Raw genomic sequence first — 20,186 nt, 5'->3', positions numbered from 1 at the left:
AAAAATGGTCGCTTAGCGACAGAATGGAGAGAAAATTATGGTAGCATTAGGAGCAGCAATTGCAGCATTGGCATGTCTTGGAGCAGGATTAGGCATCGGTTTGGCAACAGGAAAGGCAACAGAGGCGGTAGCAAGACAGCCGGAAGCCAGTTCAAAGATTATGACTATCCTCTTACTGGGTTGTGCTTTGGCCGAGGCAACAGCCATCTATGGTTTCGTTATCGGACTTATGATTATCCTCTTCTTAAAGTAAGGAGCAGTGTTTTGGAATCGAAGGAGGGAAAACGATGCTTAGTCTCAATCTAAGTAGTATTATTTTTACAGTCATTAATTTATTGGTGCTGGTTTATTTTGTGCATCGCTTTCTGTTTAAACCGGTTCGTGCCGCTTTGAAGGCAAGACAGGACGAACTGGACACTTCTTATCGAGAAGCGGAAGAGGCCAATACAAAGGCCAGAGATTTGAAACAACAGTATGAAGACAGCATGGCAAAGATTGATACGGAACGGCAGGAAAAGTTAGAGGCCGTTCGTTTGCAGGCGTCTTCTGAATACGATGAAATCATCGGAAATGCCAGGGAGAAGGCAGACAAGATTATTGCGGAAGCCAAGATAGAGGCGCAGAGACAGGCTGAACAGAAGCAACACGAGATGGAAGAAGAGGTGGCTATGCTTGTGGCAAAGGCTGCCTATAAGATTGCAGCCAGCAAGGATTCCGTGGAAAACAATCAAAAGCTGTATGATACCTTCCTAGAAGATGCGGAGAAGAAGGAGTAAGGACTATGCTGCAAAAAGTGGTAGAGTATGCAAAACAGCTTTTCAGAATGCGCGTTCCGAAAAGCGTTATAGAGGAGACCAGTCGGATTTTTGAAGTTTTACCGGAGACGGCAGGACAGCTTTCCGACGCCACAATACCTTTGGAAAAGAGAATGTCTATCATCGATAGCATTTTCCCTACAGAAGTTAGGGATACCTTGAAGGTACTGTGCAATGACGGCCTTCTCAGTGCATGGGGTGAGGTGGCAGAGGAGTATGAAAAAATCTCCAATGAAGAATCCACCAAATTAAAAGTACATCTTCGGTATGTAACCAAGCCGGAGGAAGAACAATTAAAGAGAATTCGGGAATTTGTTTATAACAAATATCATTCCCGGAACATTGAAGTCGTATTGGAAGAGGATGAGAGCCTGGGAGGCGGATTTGTCCTGGAGGTTGGCCACGACCAGTACGATTGGAGTACAAAGGGTAGAAGAGAGCAGTTTTTGGAGGAAATGCAGAATAAGCGTTTCTCCAACAGCCAGCAGGATATTATCAGCATTTTACAAAGCTCCGTAGAGGACTTTGATTTAAAGGCGGAGAAGAAAGAAATCGGTTTTGTCAGCTCCGTAGGTGACGGTATCGTTATCATTAACGGACTGGATCATGCCATGTACGGAGAAATCGTTGTCTTTGATAACGGTGTTCGGGGTATGGTACAGAACATTGAAAGAAACCGAATCGGTGTTATCCTCTTCGGCGATGAAGAAGGAATCATCGAGGGAAGCAGAGTGGTACGAAGCAACAAGATGGCGGGAATCCCTGTGGGAGACGCTTATCTTGGTCGTGTGGTAGATGCTTTGGGAGCCCCCATTGACGGAGAAGGGGCTATCAACACCAAGGAATACCGCCCCATCGAGGAGCCGGCCCCCGGTATCATTGACAGAAAGTCCGTTAATGTTCCCTTACAGACCGGAATTCTGGCCATTGACTCCATGTTCCCCATCGGTAGAGGACAGCGTGAGTTGATTATCGGAGACCGTCAGACCGGAAAGACCTCCATTGCCATAGATACCATCTTGAACCAGAAGGGAAAGGATTGTATCTGTATTTATGTTGCCATCGGACAGAAGGAATCCACCATTGCTTCTTTGGTGGAGAATCTAAAGAAAAATGAAGCCATGAGCTACACCTGTGTGGTAGCGGCAACAGCGGCAGATCCGGCACCGATTCAGTACATTGCCCCCTATGCGGCAACTTCTTTGGCAGAGTACTTTATGTACCAGGGAAGAGACGTACTGATTGTTTATGATGACCTTTCCAAGCATGCGGTAGCTTATCGTGCCCTGTCTCTTCTTTTGGGAAGAGCTCCCGGACGTGAGGCATATCCCGGAGACGTTTTCTATCTCCATTCCCGTTTGCTGGAGCGTTCCTGCCGTTTGTCCGATGCTTTGGGAGGAGGAAGTATTACCGCCCTGCCGATTATCGAGACTTTGGACGGAGACGTTTCCGCCTATATTCCAACCAACGTTATTTCCATTACCGACGGACAGATCTTCTTAGAAAGTAACCTTTTCTTTGAGGGACAGAGACCTGCGGTAAATGTAGGACTTTCCGTATCCCGTGTGGGTGGTGCAGCCCAGACCAAGGCCATGAAGAAGGCGGCAGGTTCCCTGCGTATCGACTTGGCACAGTATAGAGAAATGGCGGTATTTACCCAGTTCTCCTCTGATCTTGATGAAAGTACCAAGACTCAGCTGGAACAGGGAGCGATTTTAATGGAGCTGTTAAAGCAGCCCCTTGGCCGTCCCCTTTCTTTGGGAGAGCAGGTAGTAACTTTGGTTCTTGCCCTTCATAAAGAATTCCTGGGTACAGCGAAGAAGGATGTGAAGGCTTTACAGAATAAAGTTTTAGCCTTCTTTAACGAGCAGGAGGGAGATTTAATCAGGAACATAGAGATTTCCGGCCTTTTGCAGGAAGATATGGAGCAGCGGATTATTCAGCTGTACCATGATTTTCTGAAGAAGGAAGAGGAAAAGCTTTCATAAAGGAGGCAGACCTTGCCTACAACAAGAGAATTACGAGACCGAATCCACAGCATTGATAACACCATGAAGATTACCAATGCCATGTATTTGATTTCCAGTACAAAGATGCGTAAGGCCAGAGCGGGTTTGATACAAACCGAGCCTTACTTTTATACCCTGCAGTCTATGATGGCCAGAGTTATGCGACATTTGCCGGAGGATTATACCCACCCTTATTTGGATCTTCGAGAGGGCGTAGCCAACGGTCAGGGAACGGTAGCCATTCTCTGTGTGACCGCGGATAAAGGACTGGCAGGAGCTTATAACCACAATGTCATCCGGAAAACGGAAGAGCTTTTAGCGAAGTATCAAAATTATCGGCTTTTTGTGGTAGGAGAGATGGGAAGAAGCTATTTTCACAGCAGAAACATTCCTATTGAAGAGGCCTTTCATTACACCGCCCAGAATCCTACCCTGCACAGAGCCCGTGTGATTACCCGGAAAATGATGGAATTTTTCGAGGATAAGGAGATTGACGAACTGCATATCGTTTTCACCAGAATGAAGAATTCTTTGGAAATGGAATGTGAGGAGGAACAGCTTCTTCCCTTGGATAAGCTTCATCCGGTATTTGTTAAGCTGCCTATTACCGCAAACTATGAGGCCTTTAATATTTTCCCCAGCACGGATGCCTTGATTGACAATGTTATCCCGGATTATATTAACGGTTATATTTACAGTGCTTTGGTGGAGGCCTTTTGTGCAGAGCAACAGGCCAGAATGACCTCCATGGACGCGGCGAATCGTAACGGAAATGAATTAAAGCAGAAGCTCCGGATTCAGTACAATCGTGCCAGACAGGCACAGATTACCCAGGAAATTACGGAGATTGCCGCAGGAGCCAAGGCCCAGAAGGCGGCCAAAAAGAAAAATAAACAAGAGGTTTAATTGTATAAAGAGAGGAGAAGGGGGAAATGCAGACAGGAAAAATTGTCCAGGTTATGGGACCTGTTGTGGATGTGGAGTTTATGGAAGCCCCGCTTCCCAAGATTAAGACCGCCATGGTGGTAGACAACCACGGCGTAACAGGAACCATGGAGGTAGCTGAGCATTTAGGAGAGAATACCGTCCGTTGCATCATGCTGGCCCCCAGTGAGGGATTGGAAAGAGACATGGAGGTCCGTTCCACAGGAAAGGGTATTTCCGTTCCGGTTGGAGAGCAGACTCTCGGTCGTCTCTTTAATGTATTGGGAGAAACCATTGACGGAAAGGATCCCATTACCGATGGAGAGGAATGGGAAATCCACAGAAAACCGCCTGCTTTTGTGGATCAAAGCCCGGTACAGGAGGTACTGGAAACCGGAATCAAGGTTATTGATCTGATTGCTCCCTATGCAAAGGGGGGAAAGGTCGGACTGTTCGGAGGTGCCGGAGTAGGAAAAACCGTCCTGATTCAGGAGCTGATTCGAAACGTGGCAACAGAGCACGGCGGATACTCTATTTTTACCGGAGTAGGAGAGCGTTCCCGTGAGGGTAATGACCTCTATATGGAAATGACGGAATCCGGTGTTATTAAGAACACTGCTCTGGTATTTGGACAGATGAACGAGTCTCCCGGAGCCAGAATGCGTGTAGCGGAGACCGGACTTACCATGGCGGAGTATTTCCGTGATGTGCAGAAGAAGGATGTATTGCTCTTTATTGATAATATCTTCCGTTTTGTGCAGGCGGGTTCAGAGGTATCTTCTCTGCTGGGAAGAATGCCTTCCGCGGTAGGATACCAGCCCACCTTGGCTTCCGAAATGGGACAGCTGCAGGAAAGAATCGCCTCCACCAAGGAGGGATCCGTTACCTCCGTACAGGCGGTATACGTTCCGGCGGATGACTTAACCGACCCGGCACCGGCAACCACCTTTGCCCACTTGGATGCTACTACGGTACTTTCCAGAAAGATTGTTGAGCAGGGTATTTATCCGGCGGTGGATCCTTTGGAGTCTTCTTCCCGTATTTTGGAAGAAAGCATTGTGGGAAAAGAGCACTATGACACTGCCCAGAGCGTTTTACAGATTTTACAGAAGTACAAGGAATTGCAGGATATTATCGCCATCCTGGGTATGGAAGAGCTTTCCGAGGAGGATAAGCTTTTGGTATATCGTGCCAGAAAGATTCGTAACTTCCTTTCTCAGCCATTCTTCGTGGGAGAACAGTTTACCGGTGTAGCAGGACGCTACGTGCCTTTGAAGGAAACCATCGAGGGCTTTAAGGCCATTATCAGCGGAGAAATGGATGATGTGCCGGAGCTTGCGTTCTTCAATGTAGGAAATCTGGAGGACGTAAAGAAGAAGGCAGAGCTCTTAAAGGGCTAAGGAGTTTTCTATGATGCGAGGAAACGGAAACTTATTTAGCGCAAAGGTCATTGCCACCAACAAGGTGTACTATGATGATCGTTTGCTATATCTGAATGTTCGAACACTGGACGGACAAATCGGTTTTATGGCACACCATGCCCCGATTGTAGTAGCGGTGGACATCGGTGTGTTGGACATGCAGAAGCCGGACGGCTCCTGGGAGCATGTAGAAGTAGGAAAGGGTATTCTGCAATTTGCCAATAACCGTCTTACTCTTTTGGTAGACACTTTGGAAACCAAGGAAGAGATGGATATCCGAAGAGCGGAAGAGGCCAAGGAAAGGGCGGAGGAAGAGCTTCGCCAGAAGCAGAGCTATCAGGAGTTTAAGAAGTCTCAGGCGGCTTTGGCCAGAGCCTTGGGAAGACTGGAATTCTACAAGAAGACTTATATGTAGAAGGCCGGAATTCTGTTAAAATGCTGTCTTTGTAGCTTGGATTTTCGTGAGGAGTTCCGTCTATAGGACAGAAGATTCTTCAAATCTCTTGCTTATCCTTTCATTTGGAATTACAATGGCAAGGATTAGGAAAGAAAAGGAGAAACTATGTTTAGTCCAAAACAGAAAAAAACCATTACTACAGTAATCGTTGTCATTTTGATTGCCATGATGGTGCTTACCATGGTATTGCCACCATTGCTTTCGAGAATGTAAAATGAGAAGAGAAAAAATCCTTCTTTTAGGCTACCCCGGACAAAGGGGTAGCCAGTTTTTATGGGAAAAAATACGGGAGGAAGGGGATTGCCCCTTTTCCAAGCGTTTTATAGAGGAAGAAGAGGAAAGACTGAAAAGGCTGCCAAGACTTTTATTGAAGGGGAATCTTCAAGGGAAGCAGCAGGAGAGCGGAAGGGAAGACTTAGCCGAAGAACGAGAGAAAGTTTCGGAGCAGTCCGGACTTTCCGAACTTCCCAAACTTCCTGTACTTTCTGCGGAAAATATTCTTTTGTTTGCAGAAGGGGAGAAGAAGGGGCAAAGTATTCCTCTTTATGAAGAGGATCTGCAAGCCAAATGGAATGCAGGAGAGCTTAGCTTAGGGAGTGTGGAAAATCTATTTCCAAACTGGATTTCCGACTTCGGGATTTCAGAGATACTGCCCCTGGGAAGAGGAGGAATTCTATCCGCTTTGTGGCGTCTTTCCGGAGGCGGTTTTTCCTTTTCCTACGAAAAAATCCCCTTCCTACAGGGGACGATAGAACTTTGTGAGCATTTTCAGATTTCCCCTTATTATCTTTATTCGGAAAATGCTTATCTCCTCCGATTGGAGGAAGTGGAGGCATTTTCAGAGCTGGCAAGGGAAAGAGGAATTGTGGCTTCCTGTATCGGTATTTCGGAAGAGGGAAAGAAACGCATGAGAAGGGATGCTCAGGGAGAGTCCTTTTTAACAAAAAGGGAGAGAGACAGCTTGGAGGAGTTGTTTTCTAAAAAGGAGCTGGAAGAAAGTCTGACCGCCTTCTATATCCGGCAGGACTCCCTGCTGCTTTAAGGAGAATGCCTTTCCCTTGCGGTGATTTTGGAAATTGAGTACAATAGATTTTCGGGAAAAGAACTTCAGGCTAAGCTTTTCCGCTTGGCAAGGGAAGAACCTGAGAATTTTTATAAAACAGATATCCGGTCCTATGGAAGGAAAATAAAGGAGAAGCATGAGAGAAAAAATTCTAAGCATCATAGAGAAGAATGCGAAACTGCCTGTGGAGGATTTGGCAGCCCTTTTGGGAGAAGATCCGGAGCAGGTAGGGGCTGAAATCAAGGCGATGGAAGAGGAAGGCGTGATTTGTGCCTACCACACCCTGATTAACTGGGACAGCACCCAGGATGAACGGGTAGATGCCCTCATTGAGGTAAAAGTAACGCCCCAAAGAGGCATGGGTTTTGACAGTATTGCGGAGCGTATTTACCAGTACGAAGAGGTGGATGCCCTGTATCTGATGAGTGGAGCCTTTGACTTTACCGTAATCGTAAAGGGAAGAACCATGAAGGAAGTGGCTAACTTCGTTTCCATGAAGTTAGGACCTATGGAGTCCGTGCTTTCCACAGCCACCCACTTCGTATTAAAGCGGTACAAGGATCACGGCACCAAACTGGTGGCTCCGAAGAAGGATGAAAGAATGCAGGTATCTCCATAGTGTTCAGGGAGAGTCAAGAGGATTTTTCTAAGGAAGAAATAAGAGAGTGAGCATGAGCGAAAACAAGGAACAGCAACGAAATTCGCCCAGGGAATTAAACCCGGCGATTGTAAATATACGACCCAGTGGAATTCGGAAGTTTTTTGATATTGTATCGGAAATGAAGGATGCCATTTCTCTTGGCGTAGGAGAACCGGACTTTGATACCCCCTGGCATATTCGGGAAGAAGGAATCCATTCTTTAGAGAAGGGGAGAACCTTTTATTCCTCCAATGCGGGACTCTTGGAGCTTCGAGAAGCCATCTCCGACTACGTGGCCGAAAAGCATCAGGTACAGTATGATCCGAAAAATGAGGTTATGGTTACCGTAGGAGGTTCGGAGGCCATAGATTTGGCTATGCGCGTCATTTTAGAGCCGGGAGACGAGGTTTTGATTCCGGAGCCCTGCTATGTTTCCTATACCCCCTGTGTAAAAATGGCCTACGGCATACCGGTGCCCATTGCCTTAGAGGCGAAGGATCAGTTCCGCCTGACGAAAGAAAAGTTAGAGCAGGCCATTACCGAGAAAACGAAGATACTGGTTCTCCCCTTTCCCAACAATCCCACCGGAGGCATCATGGAGAAGGAAGACCTGGAAGAGATTGTGCCCTTGATTTTAAAGCATAATCTCTATGTGCTGACGGATGAAATCTACTCCGCCCTTTGTTACAAGGGAGAGCATCATTCCATTATCGAGTTCCCGGGAATGCGGGAAAGAACCGTATATATCAACGGGTTTTCCAAGGCCTATGCTATGACAGGATGGCGCTTGGGATATGCTTGCAGTGCGGCTCCCATTTTAAAGCAAATGTTAAAGCTCCATCAGTATGCCATTATGTGCGCTCCCACCACTTCTCAGTATTCCGCTGTGCAAGCCATTCGGAACGGCGAAGAGGACGTGCTGAGAATGCGGGATGCCTACAATGAAAGAAGAAGACTCCTCTTGTACCATTTTCAGAAAATGGGCTTGGACTGCTTTGAACCCTTTGGGGCTTTCTATGTCTTTCCCTGCATTAAGAAGTTCGGTCTCAGCAGTGAAGAATTTGCGGAACGACTGCTTCGGGAAGAAAAGGTGGCGGTGGTGCCGGGAAATGCCTTCGGAGATTCGGGAGAGGGCTTTATTCGTATATCCTACGCCTATTCCATTGAAAATTTAAAGCTGGCTTTGGAAAGAATAGAGCGTTTTGTGAAGAAATTACAGGAGAGCAATCATGGCCTGGTATGATGGCGCAATTTTTTATCAAATTCTGCCGGGAGCGGTGCTTTCCACCCTTTCCGGAGATGAGAACAGCAATATCAAGGAGCTGGAGGAATACCTCCCCTATTTAAAGGTCTTAGGCTGTGACGGTATTATTCTGGGACCTGTGTTTTCCAAGAATCCCTTACAGTACGGCACAGGAGACTTTCATCAGATTCGGGAATGGCTGGGGACGGAAGAAGAGTTTCGAAACTTTGTGGAGGATGCCCATGGGATGGGAATCCGCATTGTTTTGGATGTGGCATTCCCCTTCTGTGACAGAAGCTTTTTTGCCTTCCAGGACTTGCAGGAAAAGGGAGAAGCCTCTCCGTATTGTGATTGGTTTTTGAATTTGGATTTTTCAAAGCGCTCCCCCATGGGGGATTCCTTTTCCTATCAATTCTTTAGAAATATGCCGGAACATCCCTTATTCAATCTGGACAATGAGGAGCTTCGGCTTTATCTTGTGGAACAGGTAAAGCACTGGATTTCCGCCTATGATATTGACGGCCTGCGTCTGGCCTACAGTGAAGCGGTGGACATTCATTTTCAAAAATCCCTCCGTTACTTTAGCAGTCAAATGAAAGCGGAATTCTTCCTTTTGGGAGAGCAGTTTATCGGAGAGTTGGCCAGAGCAATCAATACGGAAACCCTGCAATCCTTGGCCAATCAGGAGCTTTATCAGGGGCTTTGTCAGGCCTTTAATGAGAAGAATTTCTATGATTTGGCCCAGAGAATCGGAAAAAATCAAGAGCTTACTAAGCAAATGCAGGTATTTCTGGAAAGTCCCAATACCCATAGAATCGCCACGGTCTTAGAAGAGGAAAAAAATCTGTGGGGAATCTATATGGCACTTTTCACCCTGCCGGGAAGACCTACTTTGTATTATGGAGGAGAATACGCTTTGGCAGGAAAAAGAGGGGAAAAGGAGGGAGAAATTCTTTCTCCTAAATTCACCCTGTCCCAATATAAGCCTGATGCCTTTACCAGCTATATTGCAAAGCTTGCGGAAATTCACGGGAAGAATTCGGAGCTGCAAATCGGAGAGTTTAAAGAGGTTTACCTGGACCATAGACTCTATGCCTATCTTCGTATGGACGGAAACAGTGCCGTGCTTACGGTACTGAACAATGACAGCATGGATCAATATATTACCCTGACGCTTCCCAAGAAGGCGAGCATTGCCTTCGACCTGATGACCACAGAGCCGGTGGAGCTGACAGAAGAAGGAAATATCAAGGTTTTCTGTGAAGCTCACGGAGGAAGAATCATTAAGTTAAAATAAGATAAGCAGAAAGAAAAGGAGGGAAGCTTAGCCCTCCTTTTCCTTTTTAGCTTTTTCTGCCAATCGGTAACATAGGGAGATTCAACTCTAAAAATAAGAGGACAAAAGATCTGAAAATAAGTAGAGAAGAGTTCTATAAAAAAGAGGAGAAAAGCACTAAAAATAAGAGGACAAAAGCCCTGAAAATAAGGTATACTAAGAAAATAAACGACGAGAATGATTCCCATCTGCTGATGGAAAGAGGAGGAGAGTTCTATGGAAGGTTTTCTTTCAGAGTTAGACCGGTATCTTTTTGGAAACGGAAGGCATTATAAAATTTATGAGAAGATGGGTGCTCATCCTGCTTGCTTTGAAGGGCAGGAGGGAATCCACTTCGCGGTTTGGGCTCCCCATGCCAAGAGAGTGTCCATCGTTTGTGATCGAAACGGCTGGGATCCGGAGAGGAATCCCATGCTTCCCTTAGAGAGTACGGGCATTTATGAAGGATTTTATCCCGGAATGGGGGTAGGAGAGCTTTATAAGTATGCTATTTTGACAGAGGCCGGGGAATGGATTTTCAAGGCAGACCCCTATGCCTTTGCCGCAGAATTCAGACCGGGAACCGCCTCTATTACAGCAGACCTTTCCGATTTTCCCTGGGCAGACGGAAAATGGATGGAGGAGCGAAAGAAAAGAAATCCGGAAGAATCCCCCCTGTCCGTGTATGAGGTGCATTTGGGCTCTTGGAAGCGGCACAATCGTCCGGAAAATAACGGTTTTATCAATTACATCGAAGCGGGAGAACAGCTGGCAGAATACTGTAACTACATGGGCTATACCCATGTAGAATTAATGGGCATTGCAGAGCATCCCTTTGACGGCTCCTGGGGCTATCAGGTGACCGGGTATTATGCGCCAACCTCCCGTTATGGTGATCCCCGACAGTTTATGGAAATGGTCAACATTTTGCATCAGCACGGAATCGGAGTGATTTTAGACTGGGTTCCCGCACATTTTCCAAAGGATGCCCACGGCTTAGCTAACTTTGACGGAACCGCCTGCTATGAGCATCCTGACAGCCGTCTGGGAGAGCACCCGGACTGGGGCACCAAGGTCTTTAACTATGAGAAGACAGAGGTGCAGAATTTCCTCATTGGCAATGCCCTTTATTGGTACGATATGTATCATATTGATGGCTTACGAGTGGATGCGGTGGCTTCTATGCTGTATCTGGATTACGGCAGAAAAGATGGAGAATGGCTCCCCAATATCTACGGGGGAAACGGTAACCTGGCAGCCATCGAATTCTTTAAGCATTTGAATTCCATTATCCGAAAGAGAGAGGACGGTACCGTAATTATTGCGGAGGAGTCCACTGCCTGGCCGGATATTACCAAGTCTCCGGATGAGGGGGGCTTAGGCTTCCACTTCAAATGGAATATGGGGTGGATGCATGACTTCCTAAGCTACATGAAGGAAGATCCCATGTATCGAAACTACCACCATAATCAGCTGACCTTCGGCATGAGCTATGCCTATTCGGAGAAGTTCATTCTGGTGCTCTCCCATGACGAGGTGGTACACCTAAAGCGATCCATGATTGAGAAAATGCCGGGAAGTCGGGAGCAGAAGTTCCGGAACTTAAAGGCTGCCTACTTCTTTATGATAGGCCACGCCGGAAAGAAGCTGCTCTTTATGGGACAGGACTTCGGGCAATACCGGGAGTGGAACGAGGACTGCTCCATTGACTGGCATTTGCTGGAAGAACAGGAGAACCGTTCCTTACATTCCTTCCTGCGAGATCTTTTACAACTGTATAAGAGCTATCCGGCCCTTTATGAGGCGGATTATATGTATGAAGGCTTCTCCTGGGTCAATGCGGATGATGCCAGCCGTTCCATTTACAGCTTCATTCGTAACCCGAAAAACCATCTTTCCCATTCCGGAAAACCGGGAGTTCAGAATAGCGCCCTGGCGGCAGTGGCAACAGAGGGTAAGGACGTTTTAGAAAACGGCAATACAGCATTAGAGAACGGCAAAAGCTTTTCTGCCAAAATTCCGGGAGAGCATCGGGAAAGTCTTCTCTTCGTAGTAAACATGACTCCCGTGGATCACGAAGAATACTGGGTAGGAATGCCGAAAGCCAAGGAAGCAAGACTGATTCTTACAGAAGAAGGACTTTGTAAGGAAGAAAAATACTATCCCGTGGTAAAGGGAGAGTGTGACGGAAGAGATTATCACATTGCCTACCCCTTAAAGGGCTTCGGCTGTGCATTATTTGCCTTTACAGAGGAAACTGAGGATTCCTGTGCCAACGCTCTTTCTCCGGGAAAAGAGGAAAAGATTCAAGTTTCCGAGGAGAAGCCGGAAGGACAGCAGGAGAAAAAAGAAAGCTCTAAGGTAGCGGAGAAAACTGCAAAGAAGCCGGCAGAAAAGTTAGAAGAGAAAAAGGCAGAGAAGCCGGCGGAACACTTCAGCGAAGTCAGAGTTCGGGAGGAAGCCGGCTGAAGGAAAGTCTGGAAAAGGGTGAAAGCTCGACTAAGGGCAGCTCTTTTTCGGAAGAAATAAAGTAAAAAAACGAGTAAAAAAACGAGTGAAAAAACTACTAGGATCATTAAGAAAGGGACTAAGCCAATGCAATACAATTTTGATGAAGTAATCGATAGAAAGAGAACTCGCTGTGCAAAGTATGACGAGCGAATCAAAAAGTTTGGAACAGAAGACTTGATTCCCCTTTGGATTGCGGATATGGATTTTAAAACAGCCCAGCCCATTATCGACGCTTGTAAAAGAAGGGCGGAAGAAGGAATTTTTGGCTACACTTCCAGACCGGATTCCTATTTTGAGGCAGTACAGAACTGGGAAAAAGAACGCTATGACTGGTGTCCGAATACCGCACTCATGTCCTGGTCCTTAGGGGTAGTGCAGAGCCTTACCGCCATTGTCCGTACCTTTTCCCATGTGGATGATAAAATCCTGATTCAAAGTCCGGTTTACACAGAATTCTGGGATATTCCGGACATGGCCGGCAGAAAGGTTTTGGCCAATGCCCTGGTGGAAAAGGAAGACAGATGGCAGGTGGATTTTGCAGACTTTGAGGAGAAAGCAAAGGAAGCCAAGATTTTCATTCTTTGTAATCCCCATAATCCACTGGGACTGGTTTGGGAAAAAGAAGAACTTCAGAGAATGATTGAAATCTGCCATAAGCACCATGTGCTGGTGGTTTCTGATGAAATTCACTCTGACCTTATCTTCCATGGGAAGAAGCATTTGCGCGCTGCAACCGTTTCTCCCTTGGCAAAGGAAACCGTGATTACCTGCGTATCCTTAAGCAAGACCTTTAACTTGGCAGGTTTGCAGGCCTCCACCACCATTTTCCCGAATCAAGAACTGAAGAAGGATTTCGACCTGTTCTGGACTAGAATGGATATCCATAGAAACAATGCCTTTTCTTCCGTGGCTATGGAAGCGGCTTACCGCGAGGGTGGAGAATGGCTTTCCCAGCTCCTGCCGTACCTGGAGGCAAACCTAAGCTTTGTGGAAGACTTTGTTAATCGGGAGATTCCAAAGCTTAAGGTTCATGTGCCGGATGCCACCTACCTGATGCTCTTGGACTGCCGCGGCTTAGGCATGAGCGACAAGGAACTGAATGATTTTATGGTGCATAAGGCAAAAATCGGCCTAAATGCCGGCGTATCCTTCGGAAAAGAAATTTCCGGTTTTATGCGTCTGAATGTAGCCTGCTCACGGAAGCTTTTGGAACAGGGATTGATTCAGCTTCGGGACGCAGTGGCAAGCTTATAAAGGTATAAATAAAATTTCTTTGGATTAGTAATTACAAATCTATTCCAAATGGATTTAGAGAATTAGATAAGAGATATAAATCTATTAAAGATAGCTTTAGAGGGTTAAAGAAACGGAATGGCGAAAGGAAGAGGCAAAAAGAAAAAGGGAGTTTTCTCCTTTTTTCAAGGGAAAAAAGCGAAAAGGCAGCAGGACAGAACTGCTTCCTTTATGGAAGGTATCAAGCTTTTTTCCGCCTTCTTCCTTCTTTTTCTTTTCGGAATCTTTTTATTCCGAAAAGCCCATCAGACCCAATGGTATTTTCCGGCTTCCGTCCTGAAGCACCAGGCCGCTATGGAACGAGTAGCCAAAGAAAAGGGACTGGAAGAGGACTTGGATGTACTCTTTGCCATTATGACAGTGGAATCCCACGGCAAATTAAAAGATGTGATGCAGTCCAGCGAGTCCAAGGGCCTGCCGGTAAACACATTGGATACGGATGCCTCCATTGAGCAAGGGTTAAAGTATTATAAGGATTTAAAGGAAAAGGCAAGGGCCTTGGGGCTGGAGGAAAAAGCAGTGATTCAGGCCTATAATTACGGCCCCGGCTTTTTGTATTATGTAGAGAAAAACGGAGGCAAATACACCGATGCATTGGCAGAGGAATTTGCCAAAAACATGGCGAAAGGGAAGACGATAAAATACAGCCACCCCATTGCCAAAAAAGAAAATGGCGGTTACCGCTATCTCTACGGCAATATGTTTTACGCCAGAGTAGTAGAAGAAACCTTACAGTTCCACAGGGAGAAAAATAAGATGGAAATCACCACAGTCCAGAAAATCCTGATGAGTGCTACGGCAGGATTGTTTTTATACATCATGCTTTTGGAAACCTTTATGACTGACAGCGACAGCACTTCTCGAGTTTTCAAAATGTCGGTTCGAGAACTAAGAAATAAAAATATCAACACTCTATTTAAAAATCAGGGAATTTATAACGGTCTGCTGGGTCTTGCTCTTCTTTACGGTATGTTCAGTCCCGGTGCCAATGTGGAGCTTTGCCTTGTGCTATGCAGCATCATGTTTTTGGTGGCGGTATACGGAGCCATTAGCTCGGATAAGATGATTCTCCTAAAGCAAGGGACACTCCCTTTTTTGAGTCTCTTAAGTTTGATTTTGAAGTGGTAGAGAAAGACGGAATTGGATGGAACTTCAGTGCATAGGGAGTTGGACAGAGCTTTTTAGTACGGAGAGAATTGGATGGAGCTTTAGCACAGAGGGAGTTGGATAGAGTCTTAGCCTATAGGAGAAAAATATGCTGATTATTTTTGTGATTTTTGGAATAGCTATAGGGATAAGCCTTTTTGTGGGATTATCAGGAAAGAACAGATAACAGCCAGAGAAATATATGCAGGGGAAAATAGTGTCAGGAAAAAATACGTTTGCCAAAACTAAGTTAGGAAAAAATATGACCGAGGAACACAAGTCCGAGAAGAATAAGTCTAATCAAAGAAAATCAGAAAAAAATAGTTCCGAAAAAACTAAGTTGAGGAATAAAGAGCATTCTCTCCAAAAGAATGATTTGATTACGCTGGAAATAACAGATTTGACAGAGGAAGGCCAGGGCGTCGGAAAAAAAGACGGCTTGGTTTTTTTCGTGAAAGACAGCGTGATGGGAGATAAGGTAGAAGCCAGGATTTTAAAGGCAAAAAAGAATTATGCTTATGCCAAGGTGGAGAAGCTTCTGGAAGCATCCCCTTACCGCATTACACCCCTTTGTCCTGTAGCGGGAAAATGCGGAGGCTGCCAGCTACAGCATTTATCCTATGAAAAAGAGCTGGCATGGAAAGAAGATAGAATCGCCCAAAGCCTGATTCGTATTGCCGGACTTTCTCCGGAAGAAGTTGAGAGGAAAAAAGAGGGAATTCTGGGCGGGGTTCTATCTCGCTATAGGAATAAAGCCCAGTATCCGGTGCAGAGTAGGAAGGAAATAAGAAGTGGAGGGTCAACTTCTGTTTCGGATTGGAAAGTGGACGGGAAGTGGCCTGGAAAGAATAAAATAGAAGCTAAAGAAAAATCTTCTGATCTTAGTATGGGATTTTACGGCTTCCATAGCCACCGCATTATCGAAACCGAGGACTGCCTGATTAACAGCGCAGAGAATCCTTTGATTTTAGAGTGCATCAAGGAATGGGCAAAGGAATACAAGATTTCCGGCTATGAGGAAGAAACAGGGAAGGGTCTGCTTCGGCATATTTTCCTAAGAAAGGGCTTTTCTACCGGAGAAATCCTGCTTTGCCTTGTATTAAACGGAAAGAGCCTGCCCCATGGAAAAGAGCTGTGGGAGAAGCTGGAGGGGCTATCGCTAAGAGTTGAAGAAGGCGGTTTACAGAGAGGGGAAGATGTTTCCTGTGGAATGGGGGTACAAAGCCAAGTAAATGTGTATTACGGGAAAAATGGGACAGCTCAAGGAAGTATTGTCGGTCTTTGCGTGAATATCAACGAAGGTAGCGGCAACGCCATTTTAGGAAGAGAGACCCTTTGTATTTACGGAAAAGACAGCATAGAGGATAAAATCGGGGAGCTGAGCTTCTCTATTTCCGTGCCTTCATTTTATCAGGTGAATCCTGCCCAGACCGAGAAAATCTATGGGAAAGCTCTTGAATATGCAGCCCTTACAGGAGAAGAAACCGTTTGGGACTGTTACTGCGGAATCGGCACCATTTCCCTATTTCTTGCCCAAAAGGCCAAGCAGGTTTACGGACTGGAAATCGTTCCGGAAGCCATTGAGAATGCTAAGAAAAATGCGGAAAAGAACGGTCTCCATAATACAGAATTCTATGTGGGAGCCGCAGAGGAAGTCCTTCCCGAGTGGGTGGAAGGACAGAAGAGAGAAGGCAAGGATGTGGGAAATCTGGTAGATGTGGTTTCCCTGGATCCCCCCAGAAAAGGCTGTGATGAAGCTTGTCTTTCCGCTGTATTGGAATTAAGCCCGAAGCGTATTGTCTATGTGAGCTGTGACACAGGAAGTCTGGCGAGAGATATTAAGTATCTAAGAGAAGGTGGATATACGCTGGAGAAATGGGTGGGAATTGATAACTTCCCGAGGACGGGGCATGTGGAGACGGTGGTATTATTGTCAAGAAAATAGAATAACAAGTTATAAAAGTGTTGAAATAGGTGCTTTTAGGATTTTAAAAGAAATCAGTTCTATAATAAATTAAAAATCGTGTTGGTAGAAAAATCGTCTACTTCTACCAACACGATTTTACAAAGAGCCAGTACTTACATCTCTTTTTCTCCTGTAAAACTATTGTATCTTGATACTTTAAGGAGTTTCAATCATTCGATCTGTTAACCGTTATTTTTTGGATCTAAACTTAATAACATAGCATTAATGGCGACGATGACTGTTGACACAGACATTAGGATTCCTCCTAATGCAGGGCTTAATGTGATACCAATAGGAGCCAAAATTCCTGCAGCTAGAGGGATAGCTATAAAGTTATAACCAGCTCCCCAAAATAGGTTTTGTTTCATTTTACGAGTTGTTTTGTGTGCTAATTCAATGAATGATTCAATATCTCCCGGATCGGATTGAGTCAATATGACATCAGCTGAATCCAATGCAACTTGAGTTCCAGCACCTATAGCTATACCAACATCTGCTAAGGCAAGAGAAGGAGCATCATTTACACCATCACCTACCATGATAACTTTCTTTCCTTCATCTTTAAGTGTTTTAACTAACTCATATTTGTCTTGTGGAGATTGATTTGATCTATATTCAATCCCTAAATCTTCTGCCGCGCCTTGAGCCGCTTTTTCATTATCACCTGTTGCCATAATTGGTTGAATATTGTTCTTTTTAAGAGCTTTAATTAACTCTTTACTCGTTGGTTTTAATTCGTCCCCTAAAGCTACAGCACCAATGGCATCATCGTTTTCTACTAAGACACTAAGAGTTGCTCCTTTTGGAATATCCATATCAATATTACGTCCATAGGCTTTTTGACTGATTAATTGGTAACGGTGCCCACCTGCTTTACCCTCTACTCCAGAACCGGAAATCACATCAATCGAATCAAAAGATGCTGGACGTATACCTTGCTCGTCGGCGAAACTTACAATTGATTGGGCAATCGGGTGGCTAGAACCTCCTTCAATACCTGACAGTAAGGCAATGATTTCCTCTTTTGTATATTTGTCATTAAGAAGTTTTACATCTAATACTTTAAATTCACCAGTTGTTAAAGTACCCGTTTTATCTAAAATTATCACATCTGCATCTTGAGCTATTTCTAAGGCTTGGCGGTCTTTTACTAGTAAGCCACGGCTAGCTCCTAAGCTTGTGCTACGGGCGGTTACCAATGGAATAGCCAGACCCAATGCGTGCGGACAAGCAATAACTAATGTAGTAATAGTAAATATAACTGCCGTTGGGATATCTCCAATAATCATCCACACTACAAAAGCAATTAGCGCGACAATAACAGCAATATAGAAGAGCCACCCTGCAACCTTTTGCGCAATATTTTCTGCCCTGGAAGGCTGACTTTGAGCTTGGCTAATTAAAGTCTGTACTTGAGAGATAAAGGATTGATCACCTGTCTCAAGCACTTTAATATAAAGAACCCCGTCTCCATTTGTTGAGCCCCCGATTACTTCATCGCCAGGGCCTTTTTTTACTGCTTTTGACTCCCCGGTTAGAAGAGCTTCATTTAAACGTGATTCGCCACGCTCGATAATCCCGTCTGCTGGCACATTTTCTCCGGCTTGAACACGAATTAAATCACCTACCTTTAAGTCAGCAACTGGTCGTGTTTCAATTGAATCGTCTTCTAATACAACGTGAGCATCTTTCGGCACTAACTTAGCCAATTCTGCTTGTGCGTCTCCTGCTTCTCCAATAGCTTTCATCTCAATCCAGTGACCTAATAGCATGATTAATAGTAATGAAGCAAATTCAAAGAAAAAGTCCATCACGTGTTCACCCGTTACGTAGGTAATGATCACAGCATAAATACTGTATAAATATGAAACACTTAAACCTAAAGAAACGAGTGCCATCATTCCAGGTTCTTTTTGTTTAAATTCATCAACTGCACCTTGATAGAATGGACGTCCACCATAAATAATTAATATAGTAGATAAAATAGCTACTACAATATCAGAATATGGAAAAGTAAACTGGAATGGTAGTTCAAATCCATGCATAGGGGATAAGAGCATAATAATGATTCCTAGTGGCAATGACTTTAAGAAAAGTTCCTTAAAGCTTCCGTGATGATGGTGGGCATGCCCACTGTGTCCGCTGTGATCATGCCCACTGTGATCATGCCCGCTGTGATCATGCCCACTGTGCCCGCTGTGATCATGCCCACTGTGCCCGCTGTGGTCATGCCCACTGTGCCCACTGTGATCATGCCCAGCATGATGTTCTTGATGTTTATCATTATGGTCTCCATGTTCATCTGTGATTCCATGCTCGTGTTTTAACTTATCCATGTAGTCATAATCATGGTGATTATGGGACGAATATCTGTTGTCATTATTCATTTTAAATTCCTCCTTATGCTTAATGATGATGTAAATGACATTCGCATTGTCCTTCTGGACAATTGCAATCCACTTCTTCTACTGCGAAAGATTTTTTCATCTCTAATATTTTTTCTAGTCGATCTATATCATCGAAGCTTAAAACATGATCTTCAATGATGCTTCCTATTACATTTCCGACTTTCTTATTGCAAATACGGTTAAAAATATCTTCTACATAATTCCTTACGGCTTCTTTCTCTTCAATATTGGCAGTGTAAATAAACTTTCTACCTTCTGGCTCTGTATTTAGTACGCCTTTTTCAACTAATCGACCTAAGATCGTTTTGATAGTGGATGGTGTCCAATCCATTTTTTCTTTCAATACGGAAATGATTTTTTTACTAGTTACTCGATCATTTGCCCAAACTACACGCATGACCTCCCATTCAGCATCTGTGATAAAAGTATTAAATTCTATTGTGCTCATTTTCCTTTCTCCTTCGTTGTCTACAGAAGTAAACAAATATGCTCAAAGCAAGTCTACTATTGTAAACGAAATATGTCAAGTCTTTTTAATTCACTTCAGGAACTTTACTCAAAATTTGTAGATTTATTTAAATGAAAGTTGTGTAATTGATTCATCTTATTAAGAAAAATCTGGAGAAGTTTTTCGCAAGAATATAGGGCCTATTGTTTTAAAAACTAGTGACTATGTAAGGTTTACAACCGATTTTTATTCTGCACTTTTATCCAATGGATTTAATGGGCTAAAACTTTGAGATGGTGTTAAGAATCAAGTTTATTTGATAAGATAAAAGTGAATAGAGGGCTTTGTCTTAAATTTACATCCCCATCAATGACAGGAATACCAGATAGGATAATACTTCTGCCAAAAGTAAAGATTGAATTTATTGAAAAAAAAAGACCTGGAAGAGAACCAAGACCAATTCAAAAAAAGGATAAGGCCATTTAAAAAATTAAATTTTAATGTTTATGTTCTTGATTTTAAAGAAA

16 protein-coding genes are annotated in these 20,186 nt (G+C 44.5%); 14 read left to right on the top strand and 2 right to left on the bottom strand.

Features of this window, described 5'->3' with window-relative positions:
* Positions 1-37 precede the first annotated feature (37 nt).
* From atpE to rlmD, 14 genes are all read left to right on the top strand, one after another.
* Positions 38-253 carry an ATP synthase F0 subunit C gene (gene atpE / locus HNQ46_RS10565; protein WP_007157401.1) on the top strand — a complete coding sequence of 72 codons (216 nt, stop codon included), beginning with the start codon at positions 38-40 and terminating at the stop codon, positions 251-253.
* A gap of 34 nt (positions 254-287) precedes the next feature.
* On the top strand, positions 288-776 hold the full coding sequence (locus HNQ46_RS10560; protein ID WP_007157400.1) for an ATP synthase F0 subunit B: 489 nt from the start codon (positions 288-290) through the stop codon (positions 774-776).
* A gap of 5 nt (positions 777-781) precedes the next feature.
* A complete protein-coding gene (gene atpA / locus HNQ46_RS10555; RefSeq protein WP_183684649.1) occupies positions 782-2,803 on the top strand; it encodes a F0F1 ATP synthase subunit alpha in 2,022 nt (673 codons plus the stop codon).
* Between the two features lie 12 nt (positions 2,804-2,815).
* Positions 2,816-3,730, top strand: a complete 915-nt coding sequence (gene atpG / locus HNQ46_RS10550) for an ATP synthase F1 subunit gamma (protein WP_183684648.1) — start codon at positions 2,816-2,818, stop codon at positions 3,728-3,730.
* Between the two features lie 26 nt (positions 3,731-3,756).
* Complete coding sequence (atpD, locus tag HNQ46_RS10545) at positions 3,757-5,148, top strand: F0F1 ATP synthase subunit beta (RefSeq protein ID WP_007157397.1); 1,392 nt, start codon at positions 3,757-3,759, stop codon at positions 5,146-5,148.
* A 10-nt stretch (positions 5,149-5,158) separates the two neighbouring features.
* Complete coding sequence (gene atpC, locus HNQ46_RS10540; RefSeq protein ID WP_183684647.1) at positions 5,159-5,584, top strand: ATP synthase F1 subunit epsilon; 426 nt, start codon at positions 5,159-5,161, stop codon at positions 5,582-5,584.
* 256 nt (positions 5,585-5,840) lie between these two features.
* The gene (locus tag HNQ46_RS10535; RefSeq protein WP_183684646.1) at positions 5,841-6,668 is read left to right on the top strand and encodes a hypothetical protein; all 828 of its coding nucleotides are present in this window, start codon (positions 5,841-5,843) and stop codon (positions 6,666-6,668) included.
* A 157-nt stretch (positions 6,669-6,825) separates the two neighbouring features.
* On the top strand, positions 6,826-7,308 hold the full coding sequence (locus HNQ46_RS10530) for an Lrp/AsnC family transcriptional regulator (RefSeq protein ID WP_007157393.1): 483 nt from the start codon (positions 6,826-6,828) through the stop codon (positions 7,306-7,308).
* Between the two features lie 52 nt (positions 7,309-7,360).
* Positions 7,361-8,572 (top strand): aminotransferase class I/II-fold pyridoxal phosphate-dependent enzyme, encoded by a 1,212-nt coding sequence (locus HNQ46_RS10525; protein WP_183684645.1) that lies wholly within the window; start codon positions 7,361-7,363, stop codon positions 8,570-8,572.
* Complete coding sequence (locus tag HNQ46_RS10520; RefSeq protein ID WP_183684644.1) at positions 8,559-9,869, top strand: alpha-amylase family glycosyl hydrolase; 1,311 nt, start codon at positions 8,559-8,561, stop codon at positions 9,867-9,869. Before HNQ46_RS10525 ends, HNQ46_RS10520 begins: the two co-directional genes overlap by 14 nt.
* A gap of 255 nt (positions 9,870-10,124) precedes the next feature.
* Positions 10,125-12,356, top strand: coding sequence for a 1,4-alpha-glucan branching protein GlgB (gene glgB, locus HNQ46_RS10515; protein WP_183684643.1), 2,232 nt, complete (start codon positions 10,125-10,127; stop codon positions 12,354-12,356).
* A 126-nt stretch (positions 12,357-12,482) separates the two neighbouring features.
* On the top strand, positions 12,483-13,652 hold the full coding sequence (locus HNQ46_RS10510) for a MalY/PatB family protein (protein WP_183684642.1): 1,170 nt from the start codon (positions 12,483-12,485) through the stop codon (positions 13,650-13,652).
* A gap of 117 nt (positions 13,653-13,769) precedes the next feature.
* Positions 13,770-14,819: a DUF1304 family protein gene (locus HNQ46_RS10505; RefSeq protein ID WP_243155917.1), complete on the top strand. Its 1,050-nt coding sequence runs from the start codon at positions 13,770-13,772 to the stop codon at positions 14,817-14,819.
* A 280-nt stretch (positions 14,820-15,099) separates the two neighbouring features.
* Positions 15,100-16,782, top strand: coding sequence for a 23S rRNA (uracil(1939)-C(5))-methyltransferase RlmD (rlmD, locus tag HNQ46_RS10500; protein ID WP_183684641.1), 1,683 nt, complete (start codon positions 15,100-15,102; stop codon positions 16,780-16,782).
* A gap of 203 nt (positions 16,783-16,985) precedes the next feature.
* Here rlmD and HNQ46_RS10495 read toward each other — a convergent pair whose 3' ends face one another.
* Entirely contained in the window at positions 16,986-19,190 is a 2,205-nt protein-coding gene (locus HNQ46_RS10495) for a copper-translocating P-type ATPase (protein WP_183684640.1), read from the bottom strand.
* A gap of 19 nt (positions 19,191-19,209) precedes the next feature.
* Entirely contained in the window at positions 19,210-19,659 is a 450-nt protein-coding gene (locus HNQ46_RS10490) for a CopY/TcrY family copper transport repressor (RefSeq protein WP_183684639.1), read from the bottom strand.
* Positions 19,660-20,186 lie beyond the last annotated feature (527 nt).

The organism is Oribacterium sinus, assembly GCF_014202695.1.
GTDB classification, from domain to species: domain Bacteria; phylum Bacillota; class Clostridia; order Lachnospirales; family Lachnospiraceae; genus Oribacterium; species Oribacterium sinus.
Note: the sequence above shows the minus strand (reverse complement) of the source record. Positions and strands in the feature narration are given on the sequence as shown.